At 42.9% G+C, this 21,508-nt stretch carries 20 protein-coding genes; 15 read left to right on the forward strand and 5 right to left on the reverse strand.

Features of this window, described 5'->3' with window-relative positions; translation table 11 throughout:
• Nucleotides 1-46: 46 nt before the first annotated feature.
• The 4 genes from fldA to ACRC53_RS06340 form a co-directional block, all read right to left on the reverse strand.
• Nucleotides 47-574, reverse strand: coding sequence for a flavodoxin FldA (gene fldA, locus ACRC53_RS06325; protein WP_438642656.1), 528 nt, complete (start codon nt 572-574; stop codon nt 47-49).
• Between the two features lie 17 nt (nt 575-591).
• Complete coding sequence (ybfE, locus tag ACRC53_RS06330; RefSeq protein ID WP_438642657.1) at nt 592-906, reverse strand: LexA regulated protein; 315 nt, start codon at nt 904-906, stop codon at nt 592-594.
• A 30-nt stretch (nt 907-936) separates the two neighbouring features.
• The gene (locus tag ACRC53_RS06335) at nt 937-1,158 is read right to left on the reverse strand and encodes a DUF2788 domain-containing protein (RefSeq protein ID WP_438642658.1); all 222 of its coding nucleotides are present in this window, start codon (nt 1,156-1,158) and stop codon (nt 937-939) included.
• A gap of 61 nt (nt 1,159-1,219) precedes the next feature.
• A complete protein-coding gene (locus ACRC53_RS06340; protein WP_438642659.1) occupies nt 1,220-1,984 on the reverse strand; it encodes an alpha/beta fold hydrolase in 765 nt (254 codons plus the stop codon).
• An 89-nt stretch (nt 1,985-2,073) separates the two neighbouring features.
• Between ACRC53_RS06340 and seqA the strand changes: the two genes are divergently transcribed.
• The 7 genes from seqA to phbB all read left to right on the forward strand — a co-directional run bounded on the left by seqA (nt 2,074) and on the right by phbB (nt 9,566).
• The gene (gene seqA, locus ACRC53_RS06345) at nt 2,074-2,595 is read left to right on the forward strand and encodes a replication initiation negative regulator SeqA (protein WP_438642660.1); all 522 of its coding nucleotides are present in this window, start codon (nt 2,074-2,076) and stop codon (nt 2,593-2,595) included.
• Nucleotides 2,596-2,620: 25 nt separating this feature from the next.
• Nucleotides 2,621-4,270, forward strand: coding sequence for a phosphoglucomutase (alpha-D-glucose-1,6-bisphosphate-dependent) (gene pgm, locus ACRC53_RS06350; protein WP_438642661.1), 1,650 nt, complete (start codon nt 2,621-2,623; stop codon nt 4,268-4,270).
• Nucleotides 4,271-4,589: 319 nt separating this feature from the next.
• On the forward strand, nt 4,590-4,790 hold the full coding sequence (locus tag ACRC53_RS06355) for a DUF2517 family protein (protein WP_438642662.1): 201 nt from the start codon (nt 4,590-4,592) through the stop codon (nt 4,788-4,790).
• 275 nt (nt 4,791-5,065) lie between these two features.
• A complete protein-coding gene (locus ACRC53_RS06360) occupies nt 5,066-6,013 on the forward strand; it encodes a YbgA family protein (protein ID WP_438642663.1) in 948 nt (315 codons plus the stop codon).
• Nucleotides 6,014-6,081: 68 nt separating this feature from the next.
• Nucleotides 6,082-7,515, forward strand: a complete 1,434-nt coding sequence (gene phrB / locus ACRC53_RS06365; RefSeq protein ID WP_438642664.1) for a deoxyribodipyrimidine photo-lyase — start codon at nt 6,082-6,084, stop codon at nt 7,513-7,515.
• Nucleotides 7,516-7,655: 140 nt separating this feature from the next.
• Nucleotides 7,656-8,417: a Nif3-like dinuclear metal center hexameric protein gene (locus tag ACRC53_RS06370; RefSeq protein WP_438642720.1), complete on the forward strand. Its 762-nt coding sequence runs from the start codon at nt 7,656-7,658 to the stop codon at nt 8,415-8,417.
• A gap of 402 nt (nt 8,418-8,819) precedes the next feature.
• A complete protein-coding gene (gene phbB, locus ACRC53_RS06375; protein WP_438642665.1) occupies nt 8,820-9,566 on the forward strand; it encodes an acetoacetyl-CoA reductase in 747 nt (248 codons plus the stop codon).
• 320 nt (nt 9,567-9,886) lie between these two features.
• On the opposite strand, the gene ACRC53_RS06380 is transcribed toward phbB, so the two are convergent.
• Nucleotides 9,887-11,176 carry a citrate synthase gene (locus tag ACRC53_RS06380; protein ID WP_438642666.1) on the reverse strand — a complete coding sequence of 430 codons (1,290 nt, stop codon included), beginning with the start codon at nt 11,174-11,176 and terminating at the stop codon, nt 9,887-9,889.
• A 611-nt stretch (nt 11,177-11,787) separates the two neighbouring features.
• Here ACRC53_RS06380 and sdhC point away from each other — a divergent pair.
• From sdhC to sucD, 8 genes are all read left to right on the forward strand, one after another.
• Complete coding sequence (gene sdhC / locus ACRC53_RS06385; RefSeq protein ID WP_438642667.1) at nt 11,788-12,177, forward strand: succinate dehydrogenase cytochrome b556 subunit; 390 nt, start codon at nt 11,788-11,790, stop codon at nt 12,175-12,177.
• Entirely contained in the window at nt 12,171-12,518 is a 348-nt protein-coding gene (gene sdhD, locus ACRC53_RS06390) for a succinate dehydrogenase, hydrophobic membrane anchor protein (RefSeq protein ID WP_438642668.1), read from the forward strand. The genes sdhC and sdhD overlap by 7 nt, the downstream gene beginning before the upstream one ends.
• Nucleotides 12,519-14,285, forward strand: a complete 1,767-nt coding sequence (gene sdhA / locus ACRC53_RS06395) for a succinate dehydrogenase flavoprotein subunit (RefSeq protein ID WP_438642669.1) — start codon at nt 12,519-12,521, stop codon at nt 14,283-14,285.
• A gap of 23 nt (nt 14,286-14,308) precedes the next feature.
• Complete coding sequence (locus ACRC53_RS06400) at nt 14,309-15,028, forward strand: succinate dehydrogenase iron-sulfur subunit (RefSeq protein ID WP_438642670.1); 720 nt, start codon at nt 14,309-14,311, stop codon at nt 15,026-15,028.
• Nucleotides 15,029-15,271: 243 nt separating this feature from the next.
• Nucleotides 15,272-18,082 (forward strand): 2-oxoglutarate dehydrogenase E1 component, encoded by a 2,811-nt coding sequence (gene sucA / locus ACRC53_RS06405; protein WP_438642671.1) that lies wholly within the window; start codon nt 15,272-15,274, stop codon nt 18,080-18,082.
• Between the two features lie 25 nt (nt 18,083-18,107).
• Complete coding sequence (gene odhB, locus ACRC53_RS06410; RefSeq protein ID WP_438642672.1) at nt 18,108-19,343, forward strand: 2-oxoglutarate dehydrogenase complex dihydrolipoyllysine-residue succinyltransferase; 1,236 nt, start codon at nt 18,108-18,110, stop codon at nt 19,341-19,343.
• 89 nt (nt 19,344-19,432) lie between these two features.
• Nucleotides 19,433-20,599 carry an ADP-forming succinate--CoA ligase subunit beta gene (gene sucC, locus ACRC53_RS06415; protein WP_438642673.1) on the forward strand — a complete coding sequence of 389 codons (1,167 nt, stop codon included), beginning with the start codon at nt 19,433-19,435 and terminating at the stop codon, nt 20,597-20,599.
• Nucleotides 20,599-21,471: a succinate--CoA ligase subunit alpha gene (gene sucD, locus ACRC53_RS06420; RefSeq protein ID WP_438622090.1), complete on the forward strand. Its 873-nt coding sequence runs from the start codon at nt 20,599-20,601 to the stop codon at nt 21,469-21,471. The genes sucC and sucD overlap by 1 nt, the downstream gene beginning before the upstream one ends.
• Nucleotides 21,472-21,508: the final 37 nt, after the last annotated feature.

Below are 21,508 nucleotides of genomic sequence, written 5' to 3' on the forward strand. Positions count from 1 at the left end.
AATAAAAAAACCCGTAAAAACGGGCTTGTTTGTTGTTAATTATTGCTTAGTTATCAAGTTCAGCCAAGCACATCTCTTCGTAAACTTGTTTAACCCAGCTATCAACGCGTTGAGCTGTTAACTCTGGCTGGCGGTCTTCATCAATACACAAACCGACAAAATGTTTATCGTCACTTAATGCTTTTGACGCTTCAAAATGATAACCCTCAGTTGGCCATTGTCCTACAAGGATTGCACCATGGGCTTCAACAATATCACGAACAGTACCCATCGCATCGCAAAAGTACTCGGCATAGTCTTCTTGATCGCCACACCCAAAGATAGCAACTAATTTATTAGTAAAATCAATTTCTTCAAGAGTAGGGAAGAAGTCATCCCAATCACACTGGGCTTCACCGTAATACCATGTGGGGATGCCAAGCAGTAACAGATCAAAGTTATTAATATCCTCTTTGCTGCTTTTGGCAATATCTCGGACATCAACCAGATGTTTGCCAAGCTGTTTTTGGATCATCTTGGCGATGTTTTCGGTATTGCCAGTATCGCTGCCAAAGAAAATTCCTACACTTGCCATTCTCTCTACCTTAATGTCTATTTTGTGCTGTCAGTATGATTAAGTGCGAACTCTGCCGCGTCTAAGCCTAATCTTTCCAACAAAATACGTTCAATTAATTCACCACGGCTCAACGCATGATCGTGAGCCAGTTCATTTAATGTTGCGACCACTCGGCTATCTATTTTTAGCTCGATTCTGCGTAGCCCTTTTGACTTATCTCGCTTAAGTTGGTTACGTTTATTGATACGTAACTGTTCATGACGAGGAAGCGGATTCGTTTTCGGCCGACCAGGGCGGCGTTCATCTGCAAATAAATCCAGAGTGGTACGATCGGTATTCTCTTTTGCCATTTAAACTACACATGTTGCTCTTGCGAAGACTCAACCAATACCAGCACCCTCCCAGAGCAACTGGATCAGACCTTTGGCAACAAATCCCGCACAGCCAAGGAACAAGACTAGCCAGACAATGCAGCGGCCAAATGGAGGCACATTGCCACGTTTCAACACATCTTGTATTGCCATTCCAATAAAAAAGAAGATAACAATAAAAAAGAGATTAAGGCCAATAGCCTCAAGCGTTTCCATGTGTCGATAAATCATGTGGCAATTCCATTTTGCCGACAAATATAGATCTGAACTATATCATAGCGTCTGCAGCCTGTTAACGGGAAACCGTCAGCAAAAATCGCCGAATAGTACGCAGAACAGCATCAGGTTTTTCAGCATGTAACCAATGGCCAGTGCCAGCAACGATATGTGCTTTTGCTGCAGGAAATTGACGCATAATTTGTTCACGGTATTGATCTTGAATATAGGAGGAGCGTTCACCTTTAATAAAAAGTGTTGGCCCGTGCCATGGTAAGCCTTCTTGCCAACCGACAATGTTGGTATATTGGTGCTCTAAAGCGGTAACATTAAAACGCCAGCGGCTTTCTGCATGAGCATCAAATGATTTTAACAAAAATAAGATTACACCCTCTTCTTTTAAAAAAGGCTGCATTAAGCTAGCTGCAGTATTACGACGAGTAGGTTTCGCTTGGCTTACGGCATGTAATGCTTTAAACACGTTATCATGGCGGCGAACTTGGTAATCAACCGGTGACATATCCAAGATAATTAGATGCTCTACACGATCAGGTGCAAGTTGAGCAATCTTCATTGCCACTTTTCCTCCCATAGAGTGGCCAATAAATGTTGCTGTAGCAATATTTAGATAATCAAGGAGGGTGATAATATCTTCAGCCATCAGGCTATAATTCATGTGCTCACTGAAAAAACTTTGCCCATGGTTGCGAAGATCAACGTGTACGATATGATGATCTTTAACCAGGTCTCGTGCAAGTAATCCTAAATTATCTAATGTGCCAAATAGCCCATGAATGAGCACTAAAGTTGGACCTTGCCCCTGTTGTTTGTAGTTGATCATAAGCTAAACCAAGTTGGTGTATAGAGAATCATGGCCTGAAAAGGTATAATCACACAGTTATTCATGCAAGAGAACGATATTGGATCGACATGAAAATCATTGAAGTAGACGAAGAGTTGTACCGCTACATTGCAAGTCATACCCAGCATATTGGTGAGAGTGCCTCTGAAATTTTACGCCGAATGCTGAGTTTGTCACCCAATACTGAGCCTCGTAGCCCAGGGATCGTGGTTAGCCGCGATGCAGGAAAAGAGAATACTGTAGATCGCGTACGTGCTATTCGTGAGCTTTTGTTATCAGATGAATATGCAGTGCAGACAAAAGCCATTGGGCGTTTCATGCTGATCCTCTCTTTTTTGTATTCACTCGATGTATTAGGATTTACTGCCGCTACTGAAGAGTTGCGGGGCCGTACTCGTGTCTATTTTGCAGAAGATGAAGCAACATTATTGCAACACGGTACGCACACAAAACCTAAAGTTATTCCAAATACACCGTACTGGGTTATCACCAATACTAATTCTGGCCGCAAACGCGCGATGATCGAACAGATCATGAGTGGTATGCAGTTCCCGTCGGAACTGACAGAGAAAGTTTGCAGCACTATTTGAGTTGAGCGTTAGGGAGCAACGCCGTATGGCAATTCATCCTCGAGCTGGGCAACAAGCTCAACAAGACGATTTGATCAATATTGGTCAACTTGTTTCTGAATATTATGTGTTACAACCTGATCCGACTAACCCTGCACATGCTGTTCAGTTTGGTACATCAGGTCATCGTGGTAGTTCAGTAAACAGCAGTTTTAATCAATCACACATTCTTGCAATTGCACAAGCTATTGCTGAAATTAGGGTTAAACAAGGTATTTTAGGCCCTTGTTTTGTGGGTAAAGATACTCATGCATTGTCAGAGCCTGCATTTATTTCAGTGATCGAAGTGCTGATTGCGAATGGTGTACAAGTTATTGTTCAAGAGAATAATGGTTTTACACCAACACCTGCGGTTTCTTACAGCATACTATGCCATAACAATGCTAATGGAGCGTTGGCAGATGGTATTGTCATTACGCCTTCTCATAACCCACCTCAAGATGGTGGTATTAAGTATAATCCACCTAATGGTGGTCCTGCTGATACCAATATTACGAAGGTGATTGAGCAACGCGCTAATGATCTTATTGCCGGTAATTTAGCTGATGTACGTCGTGTACCGTTTAGCGAAGCATTAAGCAATGAGTTGTTGTTGCAAAAAGATCTAGTACAAGCCTATGTCGAAGATTTAGTCAATGTTGTTGATATGGACGCCATCCGCAATGCAGGGCTAAAACTCGGTGTTGATCCACTTGGTGGAGCAGGAATTGAGTACTGGAAACGGATAGCGACACATTACCAACTTGATCTTACTCTGGTAAATGATCAAATTGATCCCTCTTTCCGTTTTATGCCATTAGACAAAGATGGTGCGATTCGTATGGATTGTTCATCGCCCTATTCAATGGCAGGTTTGTTGGCACTGAAAGATAAATTTGATCTGGCATTTGGTAATGATCCTGATTATGACCGCCACGGTATTGTCACTCCTGTAGGCTTGATGAATCCAAATCACTATCTGGCCGTTGCCATTGATTACCTGTTTAGCCATCGTCCACAGTGGAATACTGAGGTAGGAGTGGGGAAAACGTTGGTCTCAAGTGCCATGATTGATCGTGTTGTATCTGCACTCGATCGCCGTTTAGTTGAAGTGCCGGTTGGTTTTAAATGGTTTGTTGATGGTTTACACGAAGGTTGGCTGGGTTTTGGTGGTGAAGAGAGTGCAGGAGCATCATTCCTGCGTTTTAACGGCAGTGCATGGTCAACAGACAAAGATGGTATTATTTTATGTCTATTAGCTGCTGAAATAACTGCAGTTACGGGGCTAAATCCACAACAGCACTATACACAGTTAGCAGAAAAGTTTGGTCAACCTTACTATTCACGTATTCAAGCTACGGCAAACAGTGCACAAAAAGCTATTTTAAGCCGGTTATCTCCAGAAATGGTGAGTGCAGACTCACTCGCTGGCGATCCGATTATTGCTCGTTTAACCAATGCTCCAGGTAATAATGCGCCAATTGGTGGACTGAAAATTGTGACTCCAAATGGTTGGTTTGCAGCGCGCCCTTCAGGTACTGAAAACGTCTACAAAATTTATTGTGAAAGTTTTGTAAGTGAAGAACATCTGAAATTGATTGAAACACAAGCTGTGCAAATTATTGATCGTATTCTATCTGAGGCGTTGGTGGTTTAAAGCTGTAAAGTAACGCTCTGATCAAGCAAAGTAATGATGAAATTTTAATGTTTTAGCTTTAACTTCATCGATTTTATTGTATCTGTTGTATTTTGAATAAAGATATCACATATAAAGCACACTGTTTCTGACAGTGTGCTTTTTTATTATCTCACTGGTGTTTATTTCATGTAATTTATTTGTAAATAAATTACATGATTAATCTATAATTGCTGCCTTTCAGCACAAATTGATTAAAAAATGTGTAGTAAACTTACGTATTACTGATTACACTGAAGATTATAAGAGTAAGAATAGTTTCTTATTTAGAGGGTGTTCTATGTACCAGAAGTTTCCACGTGCTCAGATTCTTCTTCGTCGTATTGGCGTATTGGTTGCAGGCTCTCTAGCATTGCCTGTAATGGCGTTTCATCCTAGTCGTGCTCGATTTTATAGCTATTTACACCGAGTTTGGAGTAAAACGAGTAGTAAGCCGGTATGGTTAGCAAACTCTGAGCGTAGTATCCGCGATTTTTATTAAGAATGTTTTTGTTTATAACGTAGGGCTTATTGAGCCATTACGTGATAAATACAAAAAGCCTTCATCATGATGAAGGCTTTTTTATTGCAAGCATTGATGCAAAATAATGTAATTTTATAATTTTGCATCAAAATAGATACGCAAACTAAAAATATCTTTCATAGTGTATATACTCTGTTTTGATACCCCGTGGTTATTCATAAAATGGTAAAGCAGCCAACTGTTTTACAAATATAAATCGGAAAGTAACGTGTTGTCTGCATGGAGGTATGGCAATGAGTACATTAATTCCAATAGGCGTAAGTGCTTGTACACTGGGTGAAAAAGTGCGATTTGATGGTGGGCATAAACGGCTTGCTTTCGCAACTGATGATTTAAAGCCATATGTGCGGTACTACCCTATATGCCCAGAAATGGCGATTGGTTTACCAAGCCCACGTCCAGCAATTCGACTGGTTAATACCAAAGAAGGGATTCGACTTGTTGGTAGTAGCCACGATATTGATGTTACGGATGCTATGTCCACATTTGCGCAGAACAAAGTGCCTGAGCTGAGTCATTTGTGTGGTTATATTGTCTGTGCTAAATCACCCTCTTGTGGTATGGAGCGGGTGAAAGTGTATGATGCCGAAGGCAAAAATGCAGAAAAAAGTGGCATTGGTATGTTTACCCACATGTTGATGGAGAAACTGCCATGGTTGCCGGTAGAAGAGGACGGGCGCTTAAATGATCCAGTACTGCGCGAGAACTTTGTTACCCGTATTTTTGCCCTACATGATTACAATCAGCACTGTGCTGCGGGTATGACACGCGGTAAGCTTGTGACATTTCATAGCCGCTATAAATTGCTACTTTTGGCGCATAATCAGGCCGAATATCGCACATTAGGTCGAATGATTGCCGATCTTGATGCTATGCCATTTGATCAATTATTGATTGAATACCGTAATAAACTGATGGCTGCACTTACCCATAGAGCTTCACGCCGTAACCATACTAATGTGTTATACCATATTCAAGGTTATTTCACTGATAAGCTCTCTGAAAAACAACGAGCTGAACTTTCTAAATTAATTGAGCGTTATCATTTAGGTACTCAACCCTTACTTGCTCCTATAACTTTATTGCGTCACTACCTACAAGAACACCCTAATGAATATTTAGGGCAACAAGTTTACTTTGATCCTTATCCAGAAACGTTACTATTGCGTTATGGCCGTTAACTCACACAATAGGCTAAGTATTTATTATTTAATAAATACTTGGCCATAAAATAGGATAATAGGTCTCTATGCGTCATTTAGTCTGGTTTAGACATGATTTACGCATACAGGATAACCGTGCATTGTTTGCTGCATGTGCTGATCCGAAAGCACAGGTGTTTGCACTGTTTATTGCTACGCCACAGCAGTGGGTAGAACATGCAATGTCATCTCGCCAAGCAGAATTTATCCGACAAAATATTGAATGTATTGCAAATAAATTAACTTCGATGAATATTCATTTCTTGTATCGTGAAGTTGCATTATTTGCTGATATACCAGACGTATTAGCTGCAATTATCACAAAATATAACATTAATGCTCTGTTTTTTAACCGCCAATACGAGTGGAATGAGCAACAACGTGACACGGCTGTTATCTCAATACTTACGCCAAACTTACCGTGTTATTCTTTTGATGATCAATTGCTTACGCCACCAGGAACAGTAAAAACAGCGTGTGGTGAAATGTTTAAGGTATTTACGCCTTTCCGCCGTGCACTACTTACACAACTCTTTGCTGATGGTGTCCAATGCTTGCCTGCTCCAACGGCACGTTTAGCTCCTCAAGTAGGTACACTTATTACTGAAACTATAACGCCATTTAGTTATCCGTGTGAAACAAATCCTTTTTTCCCGGCAGGAGAGCAGGCCGCACTACAGCGTTTACGTCTGTTTTGTCATCAATATGTATCTGATTATCATCAGTACCGGGATATTCCTGCACTCTCTGCAACTAGCCGTTTATCCGCTTATTTAAGTATTGGTGTACTCTCGGTTCGACAGTGTTTTAATCGATTACGGTTAGCACATCCAGAAGATTGGAACAAAGAGGAAACCGGTAGTTTCAGTTGGCTTAATGAACTCATTTGGCGAGAGTTTTATCATCACTTATTAGCCGCACATCCTAAGTTATGCCGTTATCGCCCCTTTATTGCATGGACAGACTATGTACCTTGGAAAGATGATGCGACTTTACTCAACGCATGGCAACAAGGGAAAACAGGCTATCCTATTGTTGATGCAGCCATGCGTCAGCTTAATGCGACTGGCTGGATGCATAATCGTTTACGCATGATTACAGCAAGTTTTTTTACTAAAGATTTACAACTTGATTGGCGTTTAGGTGAGCGTTATTTTATGCAGCAATTAGTCGATGGCAACTTTGCAGCCAATAATGGTGGATGGCAGTGGTCAGCATCTACCGGTACAGATGCCACACCATATTTCCGCATATTTAACCCTACGACACAAGGGCAACGGTTCGATCCACAAGGTCATTTTGTCCGAGAATGGTTACCTGAATTGAGCAATGTACCTGATAAGTTTATTCATACCCCACATGTATGGGCCGAAAAAACGCAGATAGAACTTATATATCCTAAACCTATTATTGAACATGCTATTGCTCGTCAAGAGACATTACTTGCATTTGAACAGGCAAAGTTATACTCAAAAATATAATTGATAGATATTTCAATATTTAACCTAAACAGTAAAACTTAACAATTTCACAGTGTAGCCCTGTATTTTGTTAAAAACCACGCATGGTATGATACAAACTATCAGTCTTTTCCTTTTTAGAGTGATTTTTGGCCATGATAATGAAAAATAAAGAGTTAGAGCGTTTACTAAATAGTGAGCTTAGTGTAAATGCAATACATGATTATTGCCCTAATGGGTTACAAGTAGAGGGTTGCCCTGAAATTAAACGGATCATTACGGGTGTTACTGCAAGTCAAGCGTTAATTGATACAGCAGTCACCCAAAATGCTGATGCTATTCTTGTTCATCATGGTTATTTTTGGAAAAATGAATCTCCTGTTGTAAAAGGCATGAAAAAACAGCGTTTAAAAACGTTATTACTCAATGATATTAATTTGTTAGCCTACCATTTACCGCTTGATGTTCATCCTGTTTTAGGTAATAACGCCCAATTAGCACAACATCTTGGTATTGAAGTTAGCAGTGGTTTAGAGCCTGATAATCGTTTTTCAGTCGCACTACAAGGGCATTTTGCGCTGCCGATTACAGCTGAACAATTAAATGAACGTTTAGCTCACGTGTTACAACGTGCACCATTGCAATGCAGTAGTGATAATGCCCCAGCATTAATTCAGCGAGTGGCTTGGTGTACTGGCGGGGGGCAAAGCTATATTGAACAAGCTGCAGAAGCTGGGGTTGATGCCTTTATTACTGGTGAGGCTTCTGAACAAACTATTCACGTAGCACGTGAAATGGGTATTCATTTTTTTGCAGCGGGCCATCATGCTACAGAACGTTTTGGTATTAAAGCTCTTGGTAAGTGGTTACATAGCTCATATGGTTTACATGTGACATTTATTGATATTGAAAACCCTGTCTAGTTAATTAAGAAATCAAGTTATTAGCGTCTAATTTTATTTTTAGTATAGGGATAGGCGCTACATAGTCTCTTTTCATATAAAGTCTTGTGCATACGGTCACTATAGTGAAATATTCAGTCAGTAGCATGCAGTGCTTCGCATGGTTACTCTTGAAAGTTTATTTATTGCATGGTCATGCTACGAAAAATATTGTTAGATAACACAGTATTTAGGTTTTTATCGCCTGACTTTGGGAGAGGGCATTTGGTCATAAAATAATGCATAACGTTATCTGTCAGTATTATTTTCTGCTGTTTTACCTGATGAGTTTTGTCGGTTAAGCCCCAACTTATTCAGGTAATCAATTGATAATGTAATAAAGCTAATATTTATTTTATACTTTACACGGATGAGGACTTGCTCATGGATAAATCACAAGTATGTTTGGTTACAGGTGGTGCAGGCGGTATTGGTCGTGAAATTTGTCGTCGCATGGCTATTGAAGGGTTTACTGTTATTGCCGGTTGCACCAGTCTTGAAAGTAACAATGCACGCGAATTTGTGCAAGAAATAGAGCAAAATAATCTTAATATTATACTACGTGCGTTTGACGTTAGTGATTTTGAGATGTGTCAACGAACCATTTTAGATATTGAAGAGACCATTGGCCAAATAACCGTATTAGTTAATAATGCAGGTATCACGCGTGATGGTACTTTACGTAAAATGAGCCGTAATCAATGGGATGAAGTGCTCTCTGTAAACCTAGACAGTGTATTTAACCTTTCGCGTGCGGTGATTAATCCGATGCTTGAGCGTCAATATGGCCGAATTATCAATATCTCATCAATTAACGGGCAAAAAGGGCAATTTGGACAGTGTAACTATGCAGCAGCAAAAGCTGCTATGTATGGTTTTAGCAAATCACTGGCACAAGAAACCGCATCAAAAGGGATCACCGTTAATTGCATCTCCCCTGGTTATATTGAGACGGACATGATCTTGGCTATTGACGAGCCTATTCGTGAAAATATCCGCAAGCAAATTCCAGTACAACGCTTTGGTCAGGCAAGTGAAGTGGCTCGTTCAGTTGCTTTTTTAGCTGCTCCTGAAGCCGGCTTTATTACCGGTGCCAATTTAGCCATGAATGGTGGCCAGTACATGGATTAACTTGCCACAATCAATGGCACACGTAAAATTGTAAAAATAGAAGCAAAGATAGAGATAAAATAAACAGATTTCTAAAGTGATATCGAAAAGAAAAGCCTCAATGTAAATGCATTGAGGCTTTTTTCGGTCTGTTGCTTGAGGCGTTATTTCTGCAAAGCTGTTATTTTGTCATCGTAGTGATATCGTTTAAAAATAGCTTTGCGTTTATGAGCGTTACTGCCATACCGCATTTAAGTACAATATTTATACTATTCAGCTATTCAGCTATTCAGCTATTCAGCTATTCAGCTATTCAGCTATTCAGCTATTCAGCTATTCAGCTATTCACGTTCATGCATTGATTTAAACTCACGTTGTGCTTCACCCGTATATAACTGACGTGGGCGAGCAATGCGTAATGCACCCTCACTGTGCATCTCATTCCAATGAGCGATCCAACCTACTGTACGAGCAATAGCAAAAATCACTGTAAACATTGATGTTGGAATACCCATCGCTTTTAAAATAATGCCGGAATAGAAATCAACGTTCGGATACAGTTTTTTCTCAACGAAGTAAGGGTCTGATAGTGCAATACGCTCAAGCTCCATAGCTACATCGAGTAGAGGATCACGGATATCCAACGTTTTTAGTACTTCATGACATGTATCACGCATAACAGTGGCGCGCGGATCGTAGTTTTTATACACACGATGGCCAAAACCCATCAAGCGGAAAGGGTCATTCTTATCTTTAGCTCTGGCGATAAATTCAGGAATGCGATCAACTGAGCCAATTTGCATCAGCATATTTAAACAAGCTTCGTTTGCCCCACCGTGAGCAGGCCCCCATAAAGAAGCGATACCCGCTGCGATACAAGCAAACGGATTTGCACCTGAAGAGCCAGCTGTTCTAACGGTCGATGTTGAGGCATTTTGCTCGTGATCAGCATGTAAAATCAGGATTTTATCCATTGCACGGGCAAGTACCGGATTCACTTCATACTCTTCACACGGCGTTGCAAACATCATATACAGAAAGTTAGCAGCATAAGAGAGATCATTGCGCGGATAAATAAAAGGCTGACCAATAGAGTATTTGTAGCACATTGCAGCCAGCGTTGGCATTTTGGATAACAAGCGGAACGCAGCAATAGCCCGGTGTTCATCATTGTTAATATCTAATGAATCATGATAAAACGCTGCTAATGCGCCGCTTACCCCACACATCACAGCCATCGGATGTGCGTCGCGGCGAAACCCATGATAGAAACTGGATAATTGCTCATGCACCATAGTGTGGCGTTTTACAGTATGTAAAAAGTTGTCATACTGGGTTTTGGTTGGTGTTTCACCGTATAACAAAATATAGCAAACTTCGAGATAGTCAGATTTATTCGCGAGTTGGTCAATCGGAAAGCCTCGATGCAGCAATATCCCAACATCACCATCAATGTAAGTAATTTTCGACTCACATGCAGCAGTAGACATAAATCCGGGATCGAAAGTAAACAAGCCGTGCGTCCCTAACGGGCGAACATCGACCACATCATTACCCAATGTACCTTTATAAATGGGCAAATCAATGGACTCATTGTCGCTCAATTGCAGAGTGACTTTTTGTTCTGCCATAACATTCTCCTTTGCTCTTATTTTTTGAATCCCGATGCAGAATCTAGCCTAAAAATAGAGTGACGTAGGGTGTATCGAATCATTTGGTACTGCTGTGCCGCCGTTCACCCCAGCTAGTTTGAATTGCTTTTGCCAATGTTGCACAAGTTCACGAGTAGGAAAAGAGGTATCTGGTTGAACTTTGCACATTAGCAGCATTTTTAATGCGTATTTTGTAACCGACCGTGATGATACATGTCAATTTTGTTTGTTATATTTCATTTAATAATAAAACACGGTCTATGTCTCATAGTTTGTTTAAAATTTATTAACAACTCTTTCTTGAATTGTAATGCCATGTTGCGAAAAGTATACTATGCACAGGTCTTCAGGCTAATAAATATGTTACTACGCTGTAAAACAAACTTGTTTATACGCAGGGTTACTGTACTGCACGTTGACATGTCGTTTAAGCGCGTCGTGTTGTTGTGTATGTTGTTATTATCAATGTGGTTATATAACAGCATTATCGAGTTGCGGTACTGAACAATACTGAAATGAACAATGTGGCCAGTAACGTTGAGTGGCATGAAGGTTAATAAGGAAAACAAACTGAGCTCACATGGAGCGGCATGGGCAGAACCGTGAATAAGCAAAGACCTGTTAACCTTGATCTGAAAACGATCAGCTTCCCGATTACCGCTATCGCCTCTATTCTTCATCGAGTTAGCGGTGTTATTACCTTCATCTCTCTGGGAATACTTTTATGGTTACTCTCGCTTTCGCTCTCGTCTGAGCAAGGTTTTGAGAGTGCCCGCGCTATTGTTGACTCTTTTTTCGTCAAACTGATTTTATGGGGCATGCTAACTGCACTGGCTTACCATGTGGTCGGTGGTATTCGCCATTTATTGGCTGATATGGGATATGGCGAAGAGAGTCTTAGAATAGCAAGCCGTACTGCAAAAATTGCTTTTATTATTACCGCTATTTTATCTCTATTAGCAGGAGTCTTGGTATGGTAACGAATGCAACTGCGTTTGGCCGTAGTGGGATACATGACTGGCTGTTATTGCGTGCTACAGCAATTATCATGACCTTGTATATCCTGTACTTATTAGGTTTTATCATCTCTGCACCAGCCATAACTTACGGTATCTGGAAAAGTTTTTTTTCATTGGGTATCACGCAAGTTTTTACACTTTTAGCTGTAGTGTCGGTACTGGTACATGCATGGATTGGCCTATGGCAAGTGCTAACCGATTACATCAAACCTTTGGCGTTACGCTTAGCACTGCAATTTGCTGTGATCATTGTTTTGTTGGTTTATGTCATTGCAACTGCTGTTATTGTGTGGGGTGTTTAAGTGAAGATTGCAACGAAACAATTTGACGCTGTCGTGATCGGTGCAGGTGGAGCTGGCATGCGTGCTGCACTGCAAATCTCACAATCAGGCCTAACCTGTGCGTTGATTTCTAAAGTTTTTCCAACGCGTTCACACACGGTTTCTGCACAAGGCGGAATTACAGTTGCACTGGGTAATGCCCATGAGGACAACTGGGAATGGCACATGTATGACACCGTTAAAGGGTCTGATTACATTGGTGACCAAGATGCTATTGAATACATGTGTAAAATGGGCCCAGAAGCTATTTTAGAGCTGGAAAATATGGGGCTACCATTTTCCCGTTTTGATAATGGGCGGGTTTATCAGCGCCCATTTGGTGGTCAATCACGTAACTTTGGTGGTGAGCAAGCCGCTCGTACAGCGGCAGCCGCAGATCGTACTGGCCATGCTTTGTTGCACACGTTGTATCAGCAGAATATAAAAAATAAAACCACAATTTTCTCTGAATGGTATGCCCTTGATCTGGTTAAAAACCAAGATGGTGTGATTGTAGGGTGCACTGCAATTTGCCTTGAAACAGGTGAAATTGTCTACTTCAAAGCCAAGGCAACCGTACTTGCAACCGGTGGTGCTGGGCGGATTTTTTCCTCTACAACCAATGCACATATCAATACCGGAGATGGCGTTGGCATGGCTGTGCGTGCAGGCGTTCCTCTTCAAGATATGGAAATGTGGCAATTCCACCCAACAGGTATTGCAGGTGCTGGAGTCTTAGTCACAGAAGGTTGCCGCGGAGAGGGCGGTTACCTGTTAAACAAAGATGGCGAACGCTTTATGGAGCGTTATGCACCGAATGCCAAAGATCTGGCTGGGCGTGATGTAGTTGCCCGCTCAATGATGATTGAGATTCGCGAAGGCCGTGGCTGTGAAGGCCCGTGGGGGCCACATATTAAATTGAAGCTCGATCATCTGGGTAAAGAGGTGCTCGAGTCACGCTTACCAGGTATTTGTGAACTGTCACGCACCTTTGCGCATGTTGATCCGGTTAATGAGCCCGTACCGGTTATTCCAACCTGTCACTATATGATGGGGGGTATTCCAACACAGGTCAGTGGGCAAGCGTTAGGGCAACATGCTGATGGCACTGACTATGATATTCAAGGTTTGTTTGCTGTCGGTGAAATAGCCTGTGTATCGGTACATGGTGCTAACCGTTTAGGCGGAAACTCCTTGCTAGATCTTGTGGTTTTTGGCCGAGCTACCGGGTTACACCTTGGTGAAACGCTAGCGGCGGCTGCCGAAGCACGCGAAGCTAGCGAATCTGATATTGAAGCCTCCTTGAGCCGAGTTAATCGCTGGAATAATACCCGCCAAGGCGAAGATCCTGTTCAGATTCGTAAAGACCTGCAAAGCTGTATGCAACGTAATTTCTCGGTATTCCGTGAGGGCGATGCGATGGCCGAGGGGCTAGCAGAGTTAAAAACCATCCGTGAACGTCTACAATCTGCGCGGCTAGATGATACATCGCCTGACTTTAATACCCAGCGAGTAGAGTGTTTAGAGCTAGATAACCTGATGGATACGGCTTATGCCACTGCAGTAGCGGCAAACTTCCGTACAGAAAGCCGGGGGGCACATAGCCGCTTTGATTTTCCTGACAGAGATGACAGCCAGTGGCTATGCCATACCCTGTACAACCCTGTCACTGATACGATGAGTCGCCGTCAGGTCAACATGGAACCGCATTTACGTCCGGCATTTCCACCAAAAGCGCGTACTTATTAAGTCAGGGATAAGGAATTTACTGAATGAACGTTCATTTTTCAGTGTATCGCTATAATCCAGAAACAGATAATGCGCCTTATATGCAGGATCTGACCCTTGAGACAGAAGAGGGGCGCGATATGATGGTACTCGATGCGCTTATTAAGTTAAAAGAGAGCGATCCGACGCTGTCATTCCGTCGTTCTTGCCGTGAAGGTGTGTGTGGTTCTGATGGCCTCAACATGAATGGTAAAAACGGGTTGGCCTGTATTACACCACTGTCGGCATTAACGGGATCTTCGCAGGGTAAAGTAGTGATACGCCCTCTGCCAGGATTACCCGTAGTGCGTGATCTGATTGTTGATATGACTCAGTTCTATACACAGTATGAAAAAATCAAACCGTATCTGATTAATGATGGCAAGCAACCACCTGAGCGTGAATTTATTCAGATGCCTGAAGAGCGTGAACATCTTGACGGGCTGTATGAGTGTATTTTATGCGCTTGCTGCTCTACATCCTGCCCATCATTTTGGTGGAATCCGGATAAATTTGTTGGCCCTGCAGGACTGTTAGCTGCATATCGTTTTCTGATTGATAGCCGTGACACTGCTACATCGGAACGTTTATCTGAATTAGATGATGCTTTTAGTGTTTTCCGCTGCCATGGCATTATGAATTGCGTTAATGTTTGTCCTAAAGGGTTGAATCCGACAAAAGCTATCGGGCATATTAAATCGATGCTTTTGAGTCATGCGGTATGATTGTTCACTTTTTGACAAATTTGTGGCTAAGTTCTGACATTTCATACCCTATTAACGGTATGTTAACGGAGTGTAGAGCAGATACAGTAGAACAGTGCGAAACACCAATATAAAACACCTTGTAATACGTGATTAAAGCAATAGTTACATTAAGTAACAGGTATAAACCATAATCAGAATGTTCGGTTTTCCCACCCGAACAGAAGCCACGGCAAAACAACAAATAATATAAAAGGGATCAAGATGGAAAACGGAGCTATTCAAGACTGGTTAGAATCATCACCTCTGGCCGGAGCTAATCAAACCTATGTTGAGCAGCTCTATGAGGACTACCTCACTGACCCTACAAGTGTAGATGATAATTGGCGTGCGGTATTTGATCGTTTACCCATGGTTAATATTACACCTGAACAGCCACATTCACGAGTAAGGGATTACTTTCGCCGTTTAGCACAAGATCCTTCACGTTATAGTGGCTGTACAGTGACAGATCCTGAGGCTGATGCAAAACAAGTCCGTGTATTGCAATTGATCAATGCATTCCGTTTTCGTGGACACCAGCAAGCAAATTTAGATCCACTCGGTTTGTGGAAACAAGATCCGGTTGCTGATCTTAACCCTGATTTCCACACGCTAAATACAGAGGATTTCTCGACAAGTTTTAATGTCGGTTCATTTGCTTGTGGGCAAGATACCTTAAAATTATCAGCACTTTATCAAGCATTAAAAGAGACTTATTGTGGTTCGATTGGTGCAGAATATATGCATATCACAAGTACTGAAGAGAAACGTTGGATTCAGCAACGTTTAGAGTCAGTACAAGGAAAACCTGAATTTACACCATTAGAGCAACAGATGTTTTTGGCTGAGCTAACGGCTGCTGAAGGGCTAGAGCGTTATATTGGTGCTCGTTTTCCTGGAGCAAAACGTTTTTCTCTTGAAGGCGGCGATGCCATGATCCCGATGGTTAAAGAGCTAATTCGTGGTGCGGCAAAACACGGTACCCGTGAAATTGTTATGGGTATGGCACACCGTGGCCGTTTGAATATGCTGGTTAACGTTCTAGGTAAAAAACCAGCAGACTTGTTTGATGCATTTGCTGGTAAGCATGATGAAGGCTGGGGAACCGGTGATGTGAAATATCATCAAGGGTTCTCTTCTGATTTTGCAACTGAACAAGGTTCTGTTCATTTAGCATTGGCGTTCAACCCTTCACATCTTGAAATTGTTAACCCTGTCGTGGTGGGTTCAGTACGTGCTAGACAAGATCGTTTAGGGGATACAGAAGGCAGTACGGTATTACCCATTACTATTCATGGTGATTCAGCGATTGCAGGGCAAGGTGTAGTACAAGAGACATTTAATATGTCTCAGGCGCGGGGTTATAAAGTTGGCGGTACCATTCGTTTAGTGATTAATAATCAGGTTGGCTTTACTACCTCTAACCCAAAAGATACACGTTCAACCCAGTATTGCACTGATATTGCAAAAATGGTGCAAGCACCTATTTTCCATGTCAATGCCGATGATCCTGAAGCAGTAGCTTTTGTCGCCCGTTTAGCACTTGATTACCGTTTTGAATTTAAACGTGATGTGGTGATTGATTTAGTCTGCTATCGCCGTCACGGGCATAACGAAGCTGATGAGCCAAATGCAACTCAGCCTCTGATGTATCAAAAGATTAAAAAGCATCCTACACCACGTAAAATCTATGCTGATCGTTTGATTGAGAAAGGCATTATTTTGCAGGAAGATGCAACTGAAATGGTCAATGGCTATCGTGATGCGCTTGATAAGGGTGACTGCGTTGTTCCTGAATGGCGACCAATGCAGATGCATTCTGTTGATTGGGCACCTTATTTAGGGCACGACTGGAATATTGAGTATCAGTCTACGGTTGATCTAACCCGTTTGCAGGAGCTCGGTCGCCGAGTTTGCCAATATCCTGAAAACCATGTGCTGCACCCGCGCGTTGAAAAAATTTATGCTGATCGCAAAGAGATGACCGAAGGCAATCGTCTGCTTGATTGGGGCTTTGCTGAAACACTGGCATATGCCACTTTGCTGGATGAATCCGTTGATGTGCGTTTATCTGGTCAAGATGCCGGTCGCGGAACATTTTTCCACCGCCATGCTGTCTTACACAATCAAAATGATGCCAGTGTGTATGTTCCGTTATCGAATATTCATCATGGTCAAGGGCAATTTGAAGTTTGGGATTCAGTACTCTCTGAGGCTGCAGTGCTGGCATTTGAGTACGGCTATGCGACTGCAGAACCAAGCTCTTTGGTTATTTGGGAAGCACAGTTTGGTGATTTTGCTAACGGTGCACAGGTGGTTATTGACCAATTTATCAGCTCAGGTGAGCAAAAGTGGGGTCGGATGTGTGGCGTCACCTTGTTATTGCCGCATGGCTATGAAGGTCAAGGCCCAGAGCACTCCTCTGCCCGTTTAGAACGTTATTTACAATTGTGCGCAGAACAAAATATGCAGGTTTGTGTGCCTTCAACTCCGGCACAGGTTTACCACATGCTGCGCCGTCAATCTGTACGCCCGATGCGTCGTCCGCTCGTGGTTATGTCACCGAAATCGTTATTGCGTCATCCGCTTGCTGTTTCAAGTTTAGAAGAGCTCGCTCATGGTGCATTCCTTCCGGCTATTGGTGAAATTGATGCACTTGATCCGAAAGGGGTCACGCGCGTTGTATTGTGTTCAGGCAAGGTGTATTACGACCTGTTAGAACAACGCCGTAAGAATGGGCAGACTGATGTTGCTATTATGCGGATAGAGCAGCTATACCCTTTCCCTTACGATACTGTGCGTGAACTATTACAACCTTATGTGCATGTGACTGATTATGTGTGGTGTCAGGAAGAGCCGTTAAATCAAGGCGCTTGGTATTGTAGCCAACATAATTTCCGTCAGGTGATCCCTGCCGATGCGACATTGGCGTACGCAGGGCGTCCGGCATCCGCATCACCGGCTGTCGGGTATATGTCTTTGCACACGAAACAACAAAAAGATCTAGTAGAAGATGCCTTGCGCACGGAATAAGAACGTATAACGAAGGATGTTAGATATGAGCAGTATTGATATTTTAGTTCCCGATTTGCCTGAGTCTGTGGCAGATGCCACGATTGCGACTTGGCGTAAAAAACCAGGTGATAATGTAGAACGTGATGAAGTTTTAGTTGAAATTGAAACTGATAAAGTGGTGCTAGAAGTTCCCGCAACAGAAAACGGTGTGCTTGATAGCGTGTTAGAAAATGAGGGCGCAACGGTGGTTGGTCGTCAATTGATTGGCCGCGTTCGTCCGATTGCTGTGGCTGGTGAGCCAACATTAGCAAAAGTATCTGAGCCAGAATCAACACCGGCACAACGCCATACCGCCGGGTTGGTTGAAGAGTTTTCTGATGCATTAAGCCCTGCTGTACGCCGTTTAGTTTCAGAGCACAATATTGATCCAGCACAGATCAAAGGTTCGGGCGTGGGTGGTCGTATCACCCGCGAAGATGTCGAGAAATTTGTACAAGATATGCGTAGCTTAAAAGCTACGCCAGCGGTAAGTGTGGTTAGCAATACTAAACCGGTATCTACTCCTGCACCTTTAGCGCATCGCAGTGAAAAACGCGTACCGATGACACGTTTGCGTAAGCGTATTGCTGAGCGTTTGTTAGAGGCGAAAAATACAACGGCAATGTTAACAACCTTTAACGAAGTTAACATGAAACCTATCATGGATTTGCGTAAGCAATACGGTGATGTGTTTGAAAAGCGTCACGGTGTCCGTTTGGGCTTCATGTCTTTCTATGTAAAAGCCGTGGTTGAAGCGTTAAAACGCTTCCCTGAAATTAATGCCTCTATTGATGGTGATGATGTTGTTTATCATAACTATTTTGATATTAGCATGGCCGTTTCTACACCACGTGGATTGGTGACACCGGTGCTGCGTGACGGTGATGTCCTTAGTCTGGCGGATATTGAAAAAAGCATTAAAGCACTGGCAGAGAAAGGGCGCGACGGTAAATTAACGGTTGAAGACCTTACCGGTGGTAATTTCACCATTACCAATGGTGGCGTGTTTGGCTCATTAATGTCGACTCCGATTATTAACCCACCACAAAGTGCAATTCTTGGTATGCATGCGATCAAAGACCGCCCAATGGCGGTAAATGGTCAGGTGCAGATTTTACCAATGATGTATCTGGCACTCTCTTATGATCACCGCTTAATTGATGGCCGTGAATCGGTCAGCTTCTTGGTGACAGTAAAAGATCTGCTTGAAGACCCAACCCGACTTTTACTCGATATTTAATCAGAGTAAGAAGGCCCGGCAGTCGAAAAAGACCGGGCTATTTCAAGCAATGACACCCAGGAATAGATCATTAACACGGATAGAACATCATGAATTTGCATGAATATCAGGGTAAACAGTTGTTCGCACAGTATGGCCTACCAGTATCGGAAGGTTATGCGTGCCGTTCTCAGCAGGAAGCTATTGATGCTGCCGATAAAATTGGTGGAGATTGCTGGGTTGTAAAATGTCAGGTACATGCGGGTGGCCGTGGTAAAGCGGGCGGTGTGAAACTGGCAAAATCAAAAGATGAAATTCGCGCGTTTGCCGATCAGTGGCTGGGTAAAAATTTAGTTACTTATCAGACTGATGCCAAAGGTCAGCCAGTCAATACCATTTTAGTTGAGAGCTGTACTGATATAGCTAAAGAGCTGTATTTAGGCGCGGTGGTCGATCGTGCTACGCGTCGGGTGGTGTTTATGGCATCAACCGAAGGCGGTGTGGATATTGAGACGGTGGCAGCAAAAACACCTGAGCTCATCCACAAAGCTGCACTTGATCCTATTTGTGGGCCACAGCCGTATCAGGGCCGTGAGCTGGCGTTTAAATTAGGCTTAACTGGTGAGCAAATCCGTCAGTTTACTCATATTTTTATGGGGCTCGGTAAGCTGTTTATCGAAAGTGATTTGGCTCTGCTAGAGGTGAACCCACTGGTGATCACTACCGCCGGAAATTTACACTGCCTTGATGCAAAAATTGTGGTTGACTCTAATGCGTTGTATCGCCAACTGGCACTGCGTGCAATGCAAGATCCGTCACAAGAAGATCAGCGTGAAGCATATGCTGCGCAGTGGGAAATCAACTATGTTGCACTTGAGGGCAATATAGGTTGTATGGTTAATGGCGCAGGTTTGGCGATGGGTACCATGGATATCGTTAAGCTGCATGGTGGTGCACCGGCTAACTTCTTGGATGTTGGCGGTGGTGCAACGAAAGAGCGTGTGACTGAGGCTTTTAAAATCATCTTATCTGATGAGAATGTGAAAGCGGTACTGGTCAATATTTTTGGCGGAATAGTGCGCTGTGATCTGATTGCTGACGGTATTATTGGTGCTGTGGAGGAGGTCGGTGTCAGTATTCCGGTGGTTGTGCGTTTAGAAGGCAATAATGCGGAGTTAGGTGCGAAAAAACTGGCAGACAGTGGATTAAATATCATTGCTGCAACCAGTTTGACTGATGCTGCTCAGCAAGTTGTTCATGCTGCGGAGGGTAAATAATGTCTATTCTGATTGATAAGAATACCAAGGTTATTTGCCAAGGTTTTACCGGCGGGCAGGGCACGTTTCACTCTGAACAGGCACTGGCATACGGCACACGTTTAGTCGGTGGTGTTTCACCGGGTAAAGGTGGTTCGTATCACTTAGATTTACCGGTATTTAATACTGTGCGTGATGCAGTCGAAGTGACTGGTGCTACTGCATCAGTGATTTATGTTCCCGCACCATTTTGTAAAGATGCCATTTTAGAAGCCATTGATGCTGGTATTGAACTGATTGTTTGTATCACTGAAGGCATTCCAACGCTGGATATGTTGCAGGTTAAAGTACGCCTTGAGCAAAGCGGTGTGCGGATGATCGGCCCTAACTGTCCAGGAGTGATTACACCGGGTGAGTGTAAGATTGGGATTATGCCTGGCCATATTCATCTTCCAGGACGTGTAGGTATTGTGTCCCGCTCTGGTACATTGACTTATGAAGCGGTGAAACAGACAACAGATGAAGGTTTTGGCCAGTCTACCTGTGTAGGTATTGGCGGTGATCCGATCCCTGGTTCTACATTTATTGATATTTTGCGCCTGTTCCAAGATGATCCCAAAACAGAAGCTATTGTGATGATTGGTGAAATCGGTGGCAGTGCAGAAGAAGAAGCGGCCGCCTTTATTAAGGCGAATGTGACCAAGCCTGTAGTGTCTTATATTGCCGGTGTTACTGCACCAAAAGGTAAACGCATGGGGCATGCGGGGGCGATTATCTCTGGTGGAAAAGGAACAGCAGATGAGAAATTTGCTGCACTTGAAGATGCTGGCGTTAAAACGGTACGTTCATTAGCTGATATCGGTGCTGCATTGCGTGAAGTTACCGGTTGGTAAGCGCGGAATGAAGCTTGCTCGGTCATGAAATTTAAGC

It is taken from the genome of Plesiomonas sp., assembly GCF_051652165.1.
Lineage (GTDB): Bacteria > Pseudomonadota > Gammaproteobacteria > Enterobacterales > CAMTGL01 > Plesiomonas.

Bases quoted from the DNA above. Each gene is read 5' to 3' on its own strand.
- odhB (WP_438642672.1), top strand. From the start codon at position 18,108: ATGAGCAGTATTGATATTTTAGTTCCCGATTTGCCTGAGTCTGTGGCA.
- seqA (WP_438642660.1), top strand. From the start codon at position 2,074: ATGAAAATCATTGAAGTAGACGAAGAGTTGTACCGCTACATTGCAAGT.
- ACRC53_RS06335 (WP_438642658.1), bottom strand. From the start codon at position 1,158: ATGATTTATCGACACATGGAAACGCTTGAGGCTATTGGCCTTAATCTC.
- pgm (WP_438642661.1), top strand. From the start codon at position 2,621: ATGGCAATTCATCCTCGAGCTGGGCAACAAGCTCAACAAGACGATTTG.
- sdhC (WP_438642667.1), top strand. From the start codon at position 11,788: ATGGGCAGAACCGTGAATAAGCAAAGACCTGTTAACCTTGATCTGAAA.
- sucC (WP_438642673.1), top strand. From the start codon at position 19,433: ATGAATTTGCATGAATATCAGGGTAAACAGTTGTTCGCACAGTATGGC.
- ybfE (WP_438642657.1), bottom strand. From the start codon at position 906: ATGGCAAAAGAGAATACCGATCGTACCACTCTGGATTTATTTGCAGAT.
- ACRC53_RS06370 (WP_438642720.1), top strand. From the start codon at position 7,656: ATGAAAAATAAAGAGTTAGAGCGTTTACTAAATAGTGAGCTTAGTGTA.
- phbB (WP_438642665.1), top strand. From the start codon at position 8,820: ATGGATAAATCACAAGTATGTTTGGTTACAGGTGGTGCAGGCGGTATT.
- ACRC53_RS06400 (WP_438642670.1), top strand. From the start codon at position 14,309: ATGAACGTTCATTTTTCAGTGTATCGCTATAATCCAGAAACAGATAAT.
- fldA (WP_438642656.1), bottom strand. From the start codon at position 574: ATGGCAAGTGTAGGAATTTTCTTTGGCAGCGATACTGGCAATACCGAA.
- ACRC53_RS06360 (WP_438642663.1), top strand. From the start codon at position 5,066: ATGAGTACATTAATTCCAATAGGCGTAAGTGCTTGTACACTGGGTGAA.
- sucA (WP_438642671.1), top strand. From the start codon at position 15,272: ATGGAAAACGGAGCTATTCAAGACTGGTTAGAATCATCACCTCTGGCC.
- ACRC53_RS06380 (WP_438642666.1), bottom strand. From the start codon at position 11,176: ATGGCAGAACAAAAAGTCACTCTGCAATTGAGCGACAATGAGTCCATT.
- phrB (WP_438642664.1), top strand. From the start codon at position 6,082: ATGCGTCATTTAGTCTGGTTTAGACATGATTTACGCATACAGGATAAC.
- ACRC53_RS06340 (WP_438642659.1), bottom strand. From the start codon at position 1,984: ATGATCAACTACAAACAACAGGGGCAAGGTCCAACTTTAGTGCTCATT.
- ACRC53_RS06355 (WP_438642662.1), top strand. From the start codon at position 4,590: ATGTACCAGAAGTTTCCACGTGCTCAGATTCTTCTTCGTCGTATTGGC.
- sucD (WP_438622090.1), top strand. From the start codon at position 20,599: ATGTCTATTCTGATTGATAAGAATACCAAGGTTATTTGCCAAGGTTTT.
- sdhD (WP_438642668.1), top strand. From the start codon at position 12,171: ATGGTAACGAATGCAACTGCGTTTGGCCGTAGTGGGATACATGACTGG.